A 14897-nucleotide genomic window follows, 5' to 3' on the forward strand; every position below is an offset into this window, starting at 1 on the left:
TGTCGGGTGGCATTCGCCCTCATGAAAAACCAGAGCGAATACCAGCCGAATTTACGGCTGCAGGGTTCCCCTGCAACATAGAATCTCCCACAGGGGATTTGTGGCGTTCAAAAACCCCATGTGGGAGCGAGCCTGCTCGCGATGGCAGACTGACAATCTCTCCAAATCCATCGACAAGCGCTCCATTACCGGGCAACGCGCTTCGATGCGGTGCAAAAACCTCGATAACGATCTGTAAAACCCCTCTCCAACCCAACAAATCCGCGTTTTGGACGACTTGGCACAACCACTGCATTACCCTTTTCACCATACATAAAGCCCGGCCTTCAACGACGAAGGTTGCGCTTCCCGAGAGAACGGGACCAGGACAAAGGCGTCCTCGCTAGGCAACTAGCGGGACGCCTTTTTTTGTTTGCGCAAAATTGTCGAGCCAGACCTGAAGCCCTGATGAGGCGGGTCGCAGCTCCCCGGAGAACCTGATGAAAAAACTAAAACTGGTGATGATCGGCAACGGCATGGCCGGGGTTCGTACCCTGGAAGAACTGCTCAAGCTGAGCAACGAGCTGTACGACATCACGGTCTTCGGTGCCGAACCCCATACCAATTACAACCGCATCCTGCTGTCGCCGGTGCTGGCCGGTGAGCAGACGTTCGAAGAGATCGTGCTCAACGACCTCGACTGGTACCTGGACAACAACGTCAAGCTGCTGCTCAACCGAAAAGTCGTGGAAATCGACCGGGTCAAACGCCGGGTCATCGCCGAAGACGGCACCGAGGCCGAATACGATCGCCTGCTGATCGCCACCGGCTCAACCCCGTTCATCCTGCCGATCCCCGGCAACACCTTGCAGGGTGTGATCGGCTACCGTGACATCGCCGACACCCAGGCCATGATCGACACCGCCAAGACCCACAAGCACGCCGTTGTCATCGGCGGTGGCCTGCTCGGCCTGGAAGCGGCCAACGGCCTTATGCTGCGCGGCATGCACGTCACCGTGGTGCACATCGGCGAATGGTTGCTGGAACGGCAACTCGACAAGACCAGCGGCCAGTTGCTGCAAACCGCCCTGGAAGCACGCGGCCTGCACTTTCGCCTGTGCGAACACACCCACGCGCTGCACGACGCGGGCAATGGCCGGGTCGGCTCGGTTGAATTCAAGAACGGCGACATCATTCCCGCCGACCTGGTGGTGATGGCCGCCGGCATTCGTCCCAACACCGAACTCGCGGAAAAATCCGGCATCCCCTGCAATCGCGGGATTCTGGTCAACGACACGATGCAAACCTACGACCCACGGGTCTACGCCATCGGTGAATGCGCCAGCCATCGCGGCATCGCCTACGGCCTGGTTGCGCCGCTGTTCGAGCAAGCCAAGGTCTGCGCCAATCACCTCGCACAATTGGGCTTCGCCCGTTATCAAGGCTCGGTGACGTCGACCAAATTGAAAGTCACCGGTATCGACCTGTTCTCCGCTGGCGACTTCATGGGCGGCGAAGGCACGGAAACCATCACCCTCTCCGACCCGATTGGCGGGGTCTACAAAAAACTGGTGATCAAGGACGACGTGCTGGTCGGGGCCTGTCTGTACGGCGATACGGCCGATGGCGGTTGGTATTTCCGGCAGATTCGTGAGAATCACGCCATTGGCGAAATCCGCGATCACCTGATGTTCGGCGAAAACGCGCTCGGCGATGTAGGACATCAAGGCCAGGACAAAGCCATGAGCATGGCCGACACCGCCGAAGTCTGCGGCTGCAACGGCGTGTGCAAAGGTACGATCGTCAAGGCGATTCAGGAACACGGGCTGTTCAGTGTCGACGAGGTCAAGAAACACACCAAAGCTGCCAGCTCTTGTGGCTCCTGCGCCGGCCTCGTCGAGCAAATCCTGATCAACACAGTGGGCGGCGCGGCAGACGTCAAACCGAAAAGCGAAAAAGCCATCTGCGGTTGCAGCGACCTCAACCACGGGCAAATCCGCCAAGCCATCCGCGATCAGCATTTGCTGACAATCGCCGGAACCATCGGCTATTTGAACTGGCGCACCCCGAATGGCTGCGCGACCTGCCGCCCGGCACTCAACTACTACCTGATTTCCACCTGGCCAGGCGAAGCCAAGGATGACCCGCAATCGCGCCTGATCAACGAACGCGCCCACGCCAACATTCAGAAAGACGGCACCTACTCGGTGGTCCCACGGATGTGGGGTGGCGTGACCAACCCTTCGGAATTGCGCCGCATTGCCGATGTCGCCGACAAGTACAACGTGCCGATGGTCAAGGTCACCGGTGGTCAGCGCATCGACTTGCTGGGGATCAAGAAACAGGATTTGCCCGGCGTCTGGAAAGACCTCGACATGCCGTCCGGCCACGCCTATGGCAAATCCATCCGTACCGTGAAGACCTGCGTCGGCAGCGAGTTCTGCCGATTCGGTACGCAAAATTCCACGCAGTTGGGCATAGAGCTGGAGCACGACCTGTTCAACATGTGGTCGCCGCACAAAGTGAAACTGGCGGTCTCCGGTTGCCCGCGCAACTGTTCGGAAGCGGGCATCAAGGATGTAGGCATTATCGGGGTGGATTCCGGCTGGGAGATGTACATCGGTGGCAACGGCGGGATCAAAACCGAAGTCGCCGAGTTCTTCGTCAAATTGAAAACCGCTGAAGAAGTGCGCGAATACAACGGCGCGTTCCTGCAGCTCTATCGCGAAGAAGCCTTCTACCTCGAACGCACCGTGCATTACCTGCAACGGGTCGGCATGGACCACATCAAGAAAGCTGTGCTGGAAGACCCGGAACGCCGCAAGGCGCTGAATGATCGCCTGCAATTCTCCCTGTCGTTCGAACAGGATCCGTGGAAGGAACGCCTGGAACAGCCACTGCTGAAAAAAGAATTCGACGTCATCCCCGTGAAAAACCTGGAGGTGCTGGCATGAACTGGCTCGATATCTGCGCACTGGAAGAAATCAACGCCCTGGGCTCGCGGATCATTGCCGGCCCTAAAGGTGACATCGCGATTTTTCGTACCAGCGACGATGAGGTGTTTGCTCTCGACGACCGCTGCCCGCACAAGGGCGGGCCGCTGTCCCAAGGCTTGATCTACGGCAAGCGTGTGGCCTGCCCGCTGCACAACTGGCAGATCGATCTGGAAAGCGGCCAAGCCTTGGCCCCGGACGTCGGCTGCGCCCATCACCACCCGGCGCGGGTCGAAAATGGCCGAGTGATGCTGGCTCTGCGGGACGCAGGCTGATGGACCGCCAGATCACCGCGTCCACCTGCTGCTATTGCGGGGTTGGCTGCGGCGTGCTGATCGAGCATGACGGCGAGCGCATTTTCGGCGTCAGCGGCGATCCGGCGCACCCGGCCAACTTCGGCAAGCTGTGCAGCAAGGGATCAACCCTGCATTTGACCGGCGACTTGACCGCGCGGGCGTTGTACCCGGAATTACGCCTCGGCAAAGGCCTGGCGCGTAGCCGCACCGACTGGGACACCGCCCTCGATCACGCTGTCAGCGTTTTCGCCCAAACCATTGCCGAGCATGGCCCGGACAGCGTGGCGTTCTACATTTCCGGGCAGTTGCTGACCGAGGATTACTACGCCTTCAACAAGCTGGCGCGAGCGCTGGTGGGCACCAATAACATCGACAGTAATTCGCGGTTGTGCATGTCCTCGGCGGTGGTCGGCTACAAACGCAGCCTGGGCGCTGATGCGCCGCCGTGTAGCTATGAAGACCTGGAACTGAGCGACTGCGTGATGATTGTCGGCAGTAACATGGCCTACGCCCACCCGGTACTGTTTCGCCGACTGGAAGAAGCCAAATCCCGCCGGCCACAGATGAAAGTCATCGTCATTGACCCGCGTCGCACCGACACCTGCGATTTGGCTGACCTGCATCTGGCGATTCTTCCGGGGACCGATGTCGCCTTGTTCCACGGGATTTTGCATCTGCTGCTGTGGGAAGACTGGGTCGACCGCGACTACATCAAGGCGCATACCGAAGGCCTGGCCGAACTGAAGAATCTGGTGCGCGACTACACACCGCAGATGGTGTCGCAGCTGTGCGGCATCAGCATTGAACAACTGCAGCAATGCGCTGAGTGGGTCGGTACTTCACCGAGTTTCCTGTCGTTGTGGTGCATGGGGCTCAACCAGTCCACCGCCGGCAGCGCAAAAAACAGCGCACTGATCAATTTGCACCTGGCCACCGGACAAATTGGCCGTCCGGGTGCAGGACCTTTCTCGTTGACCGGTCAGCCGAATGCCATGGGCGGGCGTGAAACCGGCAGTCTGTCCAACCTGCTGCCGGGGCATCGCGACGCCGCCAACGCGGAGCACCGTGCCGAGGTGGCGGCTTTCTGGGACGTTGATCACTTGCCTGAAAACCCTGGGCTCAGCGCCATCGAGTTGTTTGAGCAGGTGGCCAGCGGAAAGATCAAAGCCTTGTGGATTGCTTGTACCAACCCTGCTCAGTCACTTCCCGATCAAACTGCCGTGCGCGCCGCTTTGGAAACGTGCCCGTTCGTGGTGTTGCAAGAGGCTTTCCGCACCACTGAAACCGCCAGGTTTGCTGACCTGTTGTTGCCCGCAGCCAGTTGGGGCGAGAAGGACGGTACGGTGACCAACTCCGAACGGCGTATTTCCCACGTCCGCCGGGCGATCGTCGCACCGGGTGAAGCGCGCCCGGACTGGGCGATTACGGTGGATTTCGCACAGCGTCTGGAGAAACGTCTGCGTCCGGAAGCGGCCAGCCTGTTTGCCTTTGAAACACCGGCGCAGGTCTTCGACGAATACAAACAGCTGACGCGAGGCCGGGACCTGGATCTGTCCGGAATCAGCCACGCATTGATCGACCAAATCGGTCCGCAGCAATGGCCTTTTCCTACGGGTTCCAGCACAGGTACTGCCCGGTTGTATCTGGACGGTATTTTCCCGACTGCCAGTGGCCGCGCGCAGTTTGTGGCCGACCCCTATCGCGCCGCCAAGGAACAACGGGATGCTCGCTTCCCGCTGACGCTGATCACCGGTCGCCTGCGGGATCAATGGCACGGCATGAGCCGTACCGGCACCGCCGCACAGTTGTTCGGTCATGTCAGTGAAGCCGTGTTGAGCCTGCACCCCGATGAACTGCGCCGCCATCGCCTGCAAACGGGTGATCTGATCAGCCTGAAAAGCCGGCGCGGCGCGGTGATTGTGCCGGTGACCAGTGATGACAGTGTGCGTCCGGGCCAGGCCTTTTTGCCGATGCATTTTGGTGACCGTTTTCTCAAGGGCGGTATCAACACCCTCACGCTCCCCGCCTTCGACCCGTTGTCGAAACAACCGGAGCTGAAACACAGCGGCGTGCGCCTCGAACCGGTCCAGCTGCCTTGGCACCTTTTCGCGCTAATTGAGGGTGATATCCAACAGCACTTTGAGACGCTACGCCCCCTCTGCGAGACGTTTTCCTACGTCAGCCTCAGCCTTGCCGGCCGTGAGCGCCCTGCACTGCTGATACGCGCTGCCAGCGCCACCGCGCCCGATCCGCAACTGCTGCGGGAAATCGATCAATGCCTGGGACTCAATGACGGACCGGTCCTGGCCTACGACGACCCACGGCGCTCAATCGGCAAGCGGGTGCGGATCGAAAACGGCCGAATCACTGCGATCCGTTTGGCGGGTGAAACCCTCGCCCGACACTGGCTGCAGAACCTCTGGCTCGAAGGTCGCGCCGATGAACAGCTACGGCGCTGGCTGCTCGCACCACTGAGTGCCCCGCCGGGTCAGGTGGACGCGGAAGCGAGCGGCAACAAAACCCTGTGCAACTGCAAAAACGTCAGCCAAAACGCGGTCTGCGCCGGCATCCGCCGTGGCCTGGACTTGCAGGGGCTGAAACAAGAATTGGGTTGCGGCACGCAATGCGGCTCCTGCGTCCCGGAAATCAAGCGTTTGCTGGCCGCCACCGCGCAGCCGCAAGCCGCCATCTCGTGAGGAAAACACTATGAGCGCAAAAGTCTGGCTGGTGGGTGCGGGTCCCGGTGACCCGGAATTACTGACGCTCAAAGCTGTTCGGGCGCTGAGAGAAGCGGATGTGGTGCTGATCGACGATCTGGTCAACGACGCGGTGCTGGAGCACTGCTGCGGCGCACGGATTATTCCAGTGGGCAAGCGCGGTGGCTGTCGCTCTACTCCGCAAGCATTCATACATCGCCTGATGCTGCGTTATGCCCGTCACGGCAAATGCGTGGTTCGGCTCAAGGGCGGCGATCCGTGCATCTTCGGGCGTGGTGGTGAAGAAGCACAGTGGCTGCGCGAACGTGGTGTCGAGGTTGAGCTGGTCAATGGCATCACTGCCGGGCTGGCAGGCGCGACGCAATGTGATATTCCGCTGACCCTGCGTGGCGTGGCACGAGGTGTAACGCTGGTCACCGCCCACACTCAGGATGGCAGCAGCCTGAACTGGCAGGCGCTGGCCCAGGGTGGCACGACACTGGTGATCTACATGGGTGTGGCCAAACTCAGCGAGATCCGTGAGCAACTGCTGGCGGGCGCAATGGCAGCCGATACGCCGGTGGCGATGATTGAAAATGCATCCTTGCCGCATCAACGGGAATGTCGGAGCAGCCTGATGGCGATGGAAGAAGACGCCAGTGCTTTCGAGTTGAAAAGCCCGGCAATCCTGGTGATCGGCGCGGTCGCAGCCTGTGCAACTCGATCTCTGTGGGAGCACGACTTGCCTGCGTTGACGGCGGATCACTCAGCGTAAAGCTGCCTGCATCACTCCATTTCACCAAATCGCAGACAAAGAAAAGCCCGGCTTAAGCCGGGCTTTTCTCAGAGCGGCGCGCTAATTACTTAGCGTTAGCTTCAACCTGCGCTTCTACGCGACGGTTTACAGCACGGCCTTCAGCGGTATCGTTGCTAGCAACTGGCTTGGATTCGCCGTAGCCAACAGACTCAACGCGAGTCGATTCAACACCGTACTGGTTGGTCAGAACTTGCTTAACGGCGTTTGCACGACGCTCGGACAGTTTCTGGTTGTAAGCGTCAGGACCGACGGAGTCAGTGTGACCTTCAACAGTAGTGGAGGTGGCTGGGTACTGCTTCATGAAATCAGCCAGGTTCTTGATGTCAGCGTAGCTGTCTGGCTTGACTACCGACTTGTCGAAGTCGAATTTCACGTCCAGTTCAACACGAACAACTTCAGCAACTGCCGGGCAGCCATCAGCGTCAACAGTTACGTTGGCTGGGGTGTCTGGGCACTTGTCAACGTTGTCGCACACGCCATCGTTGTCGCTGTCGGAGCAAACTTCTGGAGCAACAACCGGAGCAGGCTTGTTGCCGCCACCGAAGTTCACGCCCAGACCAACGGAAGGAATGTAGTCAAAACGGCCGTTGTCCAGTTTGTAGTCAGCTTCAACACCAGCACGGGCGAAGACGTTTTCCAGGAAGTACCACTTAACGCCAGCGCCAGCAGTCAGGAAAGTCGACTGATCACGGCCCGAGTGACCATCATCACGTACGTTGGTCATGCTGCCGTGCTTAACACCACCTTGAACGTAAGGACGCAGAGCGTCGCCAGCGTTGTTGAAGTGGTATTGAGCGTTCAGACCGAAGCTGTCGCCTTCGATTTTCTGATTGCCAGTGTTGTTTTCCGAACGAGTGTAGTCTTCAGCGTTGTAGGTGAAGTTCAACGATGTATCGTCGGTCAAGAAGTAACCGATGGAGGCGCCAGGAGTGTAACCATCTTGAACGTTGTCAACGCTGTCGTTGTACTTTTTCCCGTAGTTAAGCTCGCCTTCAAAAGCGCCTTGGCCTTGTGCCAGAACGCCGAAAGAAGTAGCGGCAATAAGAGTACCAATGGCCAAGCCCAAGGTGTTTTTCAGTTTCATCCGTTAAATCCCCATCTGGTGATTGTAAAGCAGTCCCTCAAACCGGGGGACAACTCGGCGGCCAGTCTATCAGAACTAGCCTACACGTAAGAGATATTTGCGCTGAACTAAGTTTCAGCACTGCCTGCAAATTTCTCACGCAATTTATCAAGAGCGCGTTTGTACCGCATTTTTGTTGCACTCAATCCCATATGCATAATATCCGCGATCTCCTGAAATTCCAGCTCTGCGACAAATCGTAGCACCAAAATTTCACGGTCAATCGGATTTACATACACAAGCCAGCGATCCAGTCCACCCTTATCCTCAGGTTTCGGCATCTTTTCCTCAGATGCTTCCTCGAGGGGGTCCAGACTCAAAGCGTCCATCAAGCGACGCTTTCGCCGTTCCTTTCGATACTGTGTGATGCATTCGTTATACGTGATGCTGTATAGCCACGTCTTGAACTTTGATTTCCCCTCAAAGTTCTTCAAGCCATACAACACCTTCAGCATCACTTCCTGACAGACATCGTCTGCGTCACGATCGTTCCCAAGGTATCGGGCACAGACGTTAAATAATGTTCGCTGGTAACGCCGCATCAATTCTTCATAAGCGCGCGTTACGTGAAACAGCTCGGTATGCGAGCGCGCGACCAACTCCTCATCAGAGAGCTCGCGGGGGGCGTAGCGCGTGGAGAGCGATTGAGCTTTATTCAAAACAAGTCGGGCCGACAGTCAGGTCAATGTCCGCCGCGCCCTTTCAGGGCATTTTGCGGCGGCATACGTTAGCAGGGTTTGCCGGGTTAGCGGCTACTCACATGCTGCTCCAGGAGAATCCGATTTGAGAGAGAGACTAGCTCACCCTCATCGGTCAGCAATGTAGTTTTAACCGTGCCGATCTCTTCTATCTGCCCCTCAACCTCACCAACACGCACTTGTTGCCCAACCTCATATAGCTCACGCACATAGATTCCCGCAAGAATCTGACCGGCAATTTCCCGGCTTCCCAACCCCATGGCCAGTGCAACTGCCAGACCAACGGTAATCAAAACGATAACAATTACATGGTTCAGAAGGTCAGTCTTGACCTCCAATTGGCTGATCGCAACCGAAATGCTGATGATAATCACCAGCCCCTGAGCAATTCGTCCCAATCCTGAAGCGTAGTCCAGTCCTACGCCTTCTGCCGCCCCGCGAACCAATCCATTGGCCAGTTGTGCCAGCAAAACACCTACCAGCAGCACCAGCGCCGCGCCGAATACTTTCGGCAAATACAGAGCTAGCATGTCTAGCGTAGCTGAAACTCGCTCAAGTCCAAGGGATTCTGCGGCAGAAACCAGAAAAATTAGCAGAACGAACCAATAGACGATTTTTCCGATCAAGGTCGAGATCGGTACCTGAAGCCCGGCGCGGGACAGCAATTTGGTCAGACCGGTGCCGCCCATCAGGCGATCGAGCCCCAGCTTGGCGAGCAGCTTGGACAACAAAGTGTCCAAAAGTTTCGCCACGACAAAACCCAACAGCAGCACAACCAGTGCGCCGAACAGGTTCGGAATGAAGTTCGCAACCTTGGTCCACAACGCAGTCATTGCGGTGACGAGGCTCTGAGTCCAGAGATCAAGTTCCATATTAATCAGCCTTATCAGCAGTGCGAACGGTAGGTTTACGGTGGCGGGAAACCGGCGAGACGTGGGCCGAGCCGTTATTGAGGGCAATCATCAGCGCGGGCAACCAGCGGCCCAGCAGGCTGAACAGATCGCCGGCGCCGACCTGGCGGTTGGCGGTTTTCAGTACACGCCCAAGGCACGCATCATCGTCCCGGGTGGAGGGTGATGCATTGAGCATGTCACGCAAAGACTGTTCAAACGGATCGTGCATACGCACCTCTCGTGATGTCTGTGAAAGACGCGGTCAAATTTGCTCGGGTCACATGACTCATGCTCAGACCCAGCGCAAACGTCGAAATAACCACCACTGCCCGAGCGCCACCGAGACCATCATCAGGCACGCAATGAGGAAGCCATAGGGGCTGTCAGAGAACGGAATACCCCCCACGTTGATCCCCAAAAGACCGGCCAGAAAACTCATCGGCAAAAAGATCCCGGTGATGATCCCGAAACGGTACATCGTGCGGTTCATGCGCACGCTCAGACGTCTGTCTTCAGCCTCAAGGACCAGCCCCACCCGCTCCCGGGTCAACTCCAGCTCCTCAAGGTAGCGGGTCAGGCTGTTGTTCAATTCGTTCCAGTAATCGCCATCGTCTTCGACAAACCAGGGCAGCCTTATACGCGTTAGTTGCCCGAAAATCTCCCGCTGAGGTGCAAGGAAACGTTTCAGCGCGGCGGCCCTGCGACGAATCTGCAAAATCGCTCCGTGCTCGGGCGTATACCGTTCGTCGGTATCCAGTTTTTCTTCTTCCTCATCGACCACTTCCGAGAGGCAACTGACCAGATCCTGCACTTTGTTGGTGAGGTACTGCGCCATATACAGGACGAGTTCAGAGGCGGTTTTCGGCCCTTTGCCATCAGTGAGCTGCACCAGCAATTCATCGGTGGCGCGCAAGGGTCGCAGACGCAAAGAAATAACACGCTGAGCTGAAGCGAAAATCCGCACCGAGACCATGTCTTCCGGTTCTGCGCCAGGGTTCAGGTTGACCCCACGCAGAAACAGCAACAATTCGGCGTCCGGCAAGGGCAACAGGCGCGGCCGGGTGTTTTCTTCGAGTAAAAGGTCACAGCTGAATTCACTCAGACCGCTGGATTTACGCAGCCAGGTCTGGGTTTGTGGATGACTGCGATCCCAGTGCAGCCACAGGCTTTCATGAGCCTGTAGCTGCAAGTCATCGAGTTCAGTCCGGGCTATCGAACGCGCGCCGCCTTTACCGTCCAGCACCAGGGCATGCACCAGGCCCCACTGCGCGTTTTCTTCCTCGAACATCCGCATCCCTTTGTTGGTTTTGGCTTATTCAGGCATTTTCAGCGGGCTTGGCGAAATGATCACGCCGTTGTTGTCCGCGTAGATGTAATGGCCTGGATGGAATGTCACGCCCGCAAAGGTCACCGGCACATTGAGATCGCCGATACCGCGCTTGTCGGTTTTCATCGGATGGCTGGCCAGGGCCTGAACGCCGAGATCGGTTTGCGCAATGACATCGACGTCACGGATGCAACCATAGATCACCAGCCCTTCCCAACCGTTTTTCGCGGCTTTCTCGGCGATCATGTCGCCCAGCAGCGCACGACGCAGAGAACCGCCCCCATCGACCACCAACACCTTGCCATTGCCCTTGAGCTCGGCCTGGTCCTTGACCAGCGAGTTGTCTTCGAAGCACTTGATGGTCACGATTTCGCCGCCGAACGAGTCACGGCCGCCGAAATTGCTGAACATCGGTTCCAGCACCTGCACCAGCTCCGGATAGGCGTCGCACAGGTCAGGCGTGAGGTAATGGTTCATCGAGAAACTCCTGTAAAGAGGAAGACAATCGAGGGTGTCGAACGTGACCAAAATAGCTCAATGCGTCATATCTTAGCCGCAAGCGGAACAGAGCGGAATGCCCTTGTTAGAGCATCGGGCTCATACTGCCGCGGCCAGATCCGGCTTATCGCCCATCAAAGGTGTCTGTTGATCGCCCAGCCAACGCGCCACCAACGGCCAGACTTCGGCTTGAGCGGCTTTGCTGACCAGCATTTCCACGTGGCCGAAATCGTCGCCAAAGCCCTGATCGCGACCAAGGTTGATGAATTGCTTGTGCTCGGAGCCGATCTGATCGAACAGTTTGAGGCACTCCGACGCCGGGTCCTGATGATCGCCCACAGCGCTCACGGCCAACACGGGCACCGCAACGTTGGCCAAGCCGACCCACCAGTCCTTGTCGGCATCGCCGAAACGCCCAAACAAACCGTACCAGCGCATGCTTTCAAGGGCCAGGCCAATCGGCTCGTCCTCCGGGCCGCGCTTGAGCCGGGATCCCGATAGCTGCGCAAAGCGCTTGAGAATGAAACGCCCGCTCCATTCCACCGGTGGAATTTTCAATGGCCAGTAAGTCCGGCTGACCTGCGCGCCAAAGAACGCCGCAGATGCCACCACAGGCTCGCCGATGTACTCTCCGCCCAACGCCGCCGCCAGCGTGATACCGCCCAGTGAGTGACCGATCCAGTGTGGAACCTGACCGCTCTGTTCACGTACGAACGCGCCAATGGCTGGCAGGTCGTAACGAGCGTAGTCGGCGACCCGGTTCTTGCGGTAGTTCTGATTGCGTTGGGACAGGCCATGGCCGCGCATTTCCGGAATCCACACATCGAACCCCTGACGCGTCAGGTACGCGCCCAATCCCAGCCCCTTGGGGGAAAACCAGAAGCGCCGATTGGAAAAGCTGCCGTGCAACAAAATCACGGGCACACCGCGCCCCACCGGCCCATCGGCCATGCCCAACCGGGTAACGGCCAGCTCTACGCTAGGGTCCGGGCTGTTGGCCGGTTTCAATCGGTAAACATCTTCGCTCAGATCCCCACGCCGTTCGGCGCTGATCAGGGCGACAGGAAATAGGTTGCTGCTGCTTTGCATAATGCTCTTGCACAAAAAAGGGCGGCATCCAATTGGAGCCCGCCCTACTTCACTCTCAAAGCCCCGGCCACTTGACCGGGGCTTCATTCACATCAAGCCGAAGCCTGACCTTCAGCCAGGAAGAACCAGGTTTCCAATACGGAATCGGGGTTCAACGAAACGCTTTCGATGCCCTGCTCCATCAGCCACTTGGCCAGGTCCGGGTGGTCCGAAGGACCCTGACCGCAAATGCCGATGTACTTGCCAGCCTTGTTGCAGGCCGCGATAGCGTTGGCCAGCAGCTTTTTGACCGCCGGATTACGCTCGTCGAACAGGTGCGCGATGATGCCGGAATCACGGTCCAGGCCCAGTGTCAGCTGAGTCAGGTCGTTGGAACCAATCGAGAAACCGTCGAAGAATTCCAGGAATTCTTCAGCGAGGATCGCGTTGGACGGCAGTTCGCACATCATGATGATGCGCAGACCGTTTTCACCGCGAGCCAGACCGTTTTCGGCCAGCAGATCGATCACCTGGCTGGCTTCGCCCAGGGTACGGACGAACGGCACCATGATTTCGACGTTGGTCAGGCCCATCTCGTTACGCACACGCTTGAGGGCGCGGCATTCGAGTTCGAAGCAGTCGCGGAACGATTCGCTGATGTAACGCGAAGCGCCACGGAAGCCCAGCATCGGGTTTTCTTCTTCCGGCTCGTAGAGCTTGCCGCCGATCAGGTTCGCGTATTCGTTGGACTTGAAGTCCGACAGGCGCACGATGACCTTTTTCGGCGTGAACGCTGCCGCCAGGGTGCTGATGCCTTCCACCAGTTTGTCGACATAGAAGTCGACCGGGTCGTTGTAACCGGCAATGCGCTTGTCGACGCTGTCCTTGATGTCTTGCGGCAGACCGTCGTAGTTCAACAACGCTTTGGGGTGAACACCGATCATGCGGTTGATGATGAATTCCAGGCGGGCCAGGCCCACACCGGCGTTCGGCAGTTGCGCGAAGTCGAAGGCGCGGTCCGGGTTGCCGACGTTCATCATGATCTTGAACGGCAGGTCCGGCATGGCATCGACGGAGTTTTTCTTGATATCGAAGCCCAGTTCGCCTTCGAAGATGTAACCGGTGTCGCCTTCAGCGCAGGAAACCGTCACGCCTTGGCCGTCTTTCAACAGCTGGGTGGCGTTGCCGCAACCGACCACGGCCGGGATACCCAGTTCGCGAGCGATGATTGCCGCGTGGCAGGTACGACCGCCACGGTTAGTGACGATGGCGCTGGCGCGCTTCATGACCGGTTCCCAGTCCGGGTCGGTCATGTCGGAAACCAGAACGTCGCCCGGCTGGACTTTGTCCATCTCGGACACGTCCTTGATGATGCGGACCTTGCCGGCGCCGATGCGCTGGCCGATGGCGCGACCTTCAACCAGCACGGTGCCGGTTTCTTTCAACAGGTAACGCTCCATGACGTTGGCCTGGGTGCGGCTCTTCACGGTTTCAGGACGAGCCTGAACGATGTAGAGCTTGCCGTCGTCACCGTCTTTGGCCCACTCGATGTCCATCGGGCACTTGTAGTGCTTCTCGATGATCATCGCTTGTTTGGCCAGTTCGCTGACTTCAGCGTCGCTCAGACAGAAACGAGCGCGATCAGCCTTGTCGACGTCGATAGTCTTGACCGATTTACCGGCCGTGGCGACTTCGCCGTAGATCATCTTGATGGCTTTGCTGCCCAGGTTGCGGCGCAGAATGGCCGGACGACCGGCAGCCAGCGTACCTTTGTGCACGTAGAACTCATCCGGGTTCACCGCGCCTTGTACGACGGTTTCACCCAGGCCGTAGGCGCCAGTGATGAACACCACGTCACGGAAACCCGATTCGGTGTCGAGGGTGAACATTACGCCGGCGGTGCCGGTCTCGGAGCGGACCATGCGCTGAACGCCAGCCGACAGGGCCACCAGCTTGTGGTCGAAGCCCTGGTGCACACGGTAGGAAATCGCACGGTCGTTAAACAGCGAAGCGAACACCTCTTTGGCGGCGCGAATAACGTTTTCGACACCACGGATGTTCAGGAAAGTTTCCTGCTGGCCGGCGAAGGATGCGTCCGGCAAGTCTTCGGCGGTAGCGGAAGAGCGAACGGCCACGGCCATGTCAGGGTTGCCGGCCGACAGCGTGGCGAACGCAGTGCGGATCTCGGCGTTGAGCTTCTCGGGGAATTCGGCTTCCATGATCCATTGACGGATCTGGGCGCCGGTACGGGCCAGGGCGTTGACATCGTCGACATCCAGGGCGTCGAGGGCGGCGTGGATCTGATCGTTGAGACCGCTCAGTTCCAGAAAATCACGATAAGCCTGAGCTGTCGTGGCGAAGCCACCGGGCACCGATACACCGGCACCTGCAAGGTTACTGATCATCTCGCCCAGGGATGCGTTCTTGCCCCCTACGTGCTCTACATCATGGACGCCGAGCTTATCGAGGGAAACTACGTACTCTACCAAGGTGATCTCTCCACTAACTG

12 protein-coding genes are annotated in these 14897 nt (G+C 58.3%); 4 read left to right on the top strand and 8 right to left on the bottom strand.

Translation table 11 applies throughout. The annotated features are described in order from the left end of the window. Nucleotides 1-479: 479 nt before the first annotated feature. Genes nirB through cobA form a run of 4 tightly spaced genes read left to right on the top strand, consistent with a single transcriptional unit; the run spans nucleotide 480 to nucleotide 6739 of the window. A complete protein-coding gene (nirB, locus tag J2Y56_RS19485; RefSeq protein WP_310337498.1) occupies nucleotides 480-2933 on the top strand; it encodes a nitrite reductase large subunit NirB in 2454 nt (817 codons plus the stop codon). Next, nucleotides 2930-3247: a nitrite reductase small subunit NirD gene (gene nirD / locus J2Y56_RS19490; RefSeq protein WP_310352090.1), complete on the top strand. Its 318-nt coding sequence runs from the start codon at nucleotides 2930-2932 to the stop codon at nucleotides 3245-3247. Before nirB ends, nirD begins: the two co-directional genes overlap by 4 nt. Beyond that, nucleotides 3247-5964 (top strand): molybdopterin-dependent oxidoreductase, encoded by a 2718-nt coding sequence (locus J2Y56_RS19495; protein WP_310352093.1) that lies wholly within the window; start codon nucleotides 3247-3249, stop codon nucleotides 5962-5964. The genes nirD and J2Y56_RS19495 overlap by 1 nt, the downstream gene beginning before the upstream one ends. A 10-nt stretch (nucleotides 5965-5974) precedes the next feature. After that, a complete protein-coding gene (gene cobA, locus J2Y56_RS19500; protein WP_310352096.1) occupies nucleotides 5975-6739 on the top strand; it encodes a uroporphyrinogen-III C-methyltransferase in 765 nt (254 codons plus the stop codon). A gap of 85 nt (nucleotides 6740-6824) precedes the next feature. Here the strand turns inward: cobA and J2Y56_RS19505 are convergent, their stop codons facing one another. The 8 genes from J2Y56_RS19505 to ppsA all read right to left on the bottom strand — a co-directional run bounded on the left by J2Y56_RS19505 (nucleotide 6825) and on the right by ppsA (nucleotide 14877). Further along, on the bottom strand, nucleotides 6825-7865 hold the full coding sequence (locus J2Y56_RS19505) for an OmpA family protein (RefSeq protein ID WP_310337494.1): 1041 nt from the start codon (nucleotides 7863-7865) through the stop codon (nucleotides 6825-6827). Between the two features lie 107 nt (nucleotides 7866-7972). After that, on the bottom strand, nucleotides 7973-8563 hold the full coding sequence (gene sigX, locus J2Y56_RS19510; protein ID WP_310352099.1) for an RNA polymerase sigma factor SigX: 591 nt from the start codon (nucleotides 8561-8563) through the stop codon (nucleotides 7973-7975). Between the two features lie 86 nt (nucleotides 8564-8649). After that, a complete protein-coding gene (locus J2Y56_RS19515; protein ID WP_007944522.1) occupies nucleotides 8650-9474 on the bottom strand; it encodes a mechanosensitive ion channel family protein in 825 nt (274 codons plus the stop codon). Nucleotide 9475: 1 nt separating this feature from the next. After that, nucleotides 9476-9724, bottom strand: coding sequence for a hypothetical protein (locus J2Y56_RS19520; RefSeq protein ID WP_007944521.1), 249 nt, complete (start codon nucleotides 9722-9724; stop codon nucleotides 9476-9478). Nucleotides 9725-9787: 63 nt separating this feature from the next. Next, nucleotides 9788-10783, bottom strand: a complete 996-nt coding sequence (locus J2Y56_RS19525) for a zinc transporter ZntB (RefSeq protein ID WP_150778687.1) — start codon at nucleotides 10781-10783, stop codon at nucleotides 9788-9790. 24 nt (nucleotides 10784-10807) lie between these two features. After that, entirely contained in the window at nucleotides 10808-11299 is a 492-nt protein-coding gene (rraA, locus tag J2Y56_RS19530; RefSeq protein ID WP_007944518.1) for a ribonuclease E activity regulator RraA, read from the bottom strand. Between the two features lie 120 nt (nucleotides 11300-11419). Further along, nucleotides 11420-12409: an alpha/beta fold hydrolase gene (locus tag J2Y56_RS19535; protein WP_310352103.1), complete on the bottom strand. Its 990-nt coding sequence runs from the start codon at nucleotides 12407-12409 to the stop codon at nucleotides 11420-11422. A 92-nt stretch (nucleotides 12410-12501) separates the two neighbouring features. Beyond that, nucleotides 12502-14877 carry a phosphoenolpyruvate synthase gene (gene ppsA, locus J2Y56_RS19540; RefSeq protein ID WP_007944516.1) on the bottom strand — a complete coding sequence of 792 codons (2376 nt, stop codon included), beginning with the start codon at nucleotides 14875-14877 and terminating at the stop codon, nucleotides 12502-12504. Nucleotides 14878-14897 lie beyond the last annotated feature (20 nt).

It is taken from the genome of Pseudomonas sp. BE134, from assembly GCF_031456105.1.
Lineage (GTDB): Bacteria > Pseudomonadota > Gammaproteobacteria > Pseudomonadales > Pseudomonadaceae > Aquipseudomonas.

Excerpts from the sequence above, each read along its gene's own strand:
- J2Y56_RS19495 (WP_310352093.1), top strand. The coding sequence starts at position 3,247 with ATGGACCGCCAGATCACCGCGTCCACCTGCTGCTATTGCGGGGTTGGC.
- J2Y56_RS19520 (WP_007944521.1), bottom strand. The coding sequence starts at position 9,724 with ATGCACGATCCGTTTGAACAGTCTTTGCGTGACATGCTCAATGCATCA.
- nirB (WP_310337498.1), top strand. The coding sequence starts at position 480 with ATGAAAAAACTAAAACTGGTGATGATCGGCAACGGCATGGCCGGGGTT.
- J2Y56_RS19535 (WP_310352103.1), bottom strand. The coding sequence starts at position 12,409 with ATGCAAAGCAGCAGCAACCTATTTCCTGTCGCCCTGATCAGCGCCGAA.
- nirD (WP_310352090.1), top strand. The coding sequence starts at position 2,930 with ATGAACTGGCTCGATATCTGCGCACTGGAAGAAATCAACGCCCTGGGC.
- J2Y56_RS19515 (WP_007944522.1), bottom strand. The coding sequence starts at position 9,474 with ATGGAACTTGATCTCTGGACTCAGAGCCTCGTCACCGCAATGACTGCG.
- cobA (WP_310352096.1), top strand. The coding sequence starts at position 5,975 with ATGAGCGCAAAAGTCTGGCTGGTGGGTGCGGGTCCCGGTGACCCGGAA.
- J2Y56_RS19505 (WP_310337494.1), bottom strand. The coding sequence starts at position 7,865 with ATGAAACTGAAAAACACCTTGGGCTTGGCCATTGGTACTCTTATTGCC.
- J2Y56_RS19525 (WP_150778687.1), bottom strand. The coding sequence starts at position 10,783 with ATGTTCGAGGAAGAAAACGCGCAGTGGGGCCTGGTGCATGCCCTGGTG.
- rraA (WP_007944518.1), bottom strand. The coding sequence starts at position 11,299 with ATGAACCATTACCTCACGCCTGACCTGTGCGACGCCTATCCGGAGCTG.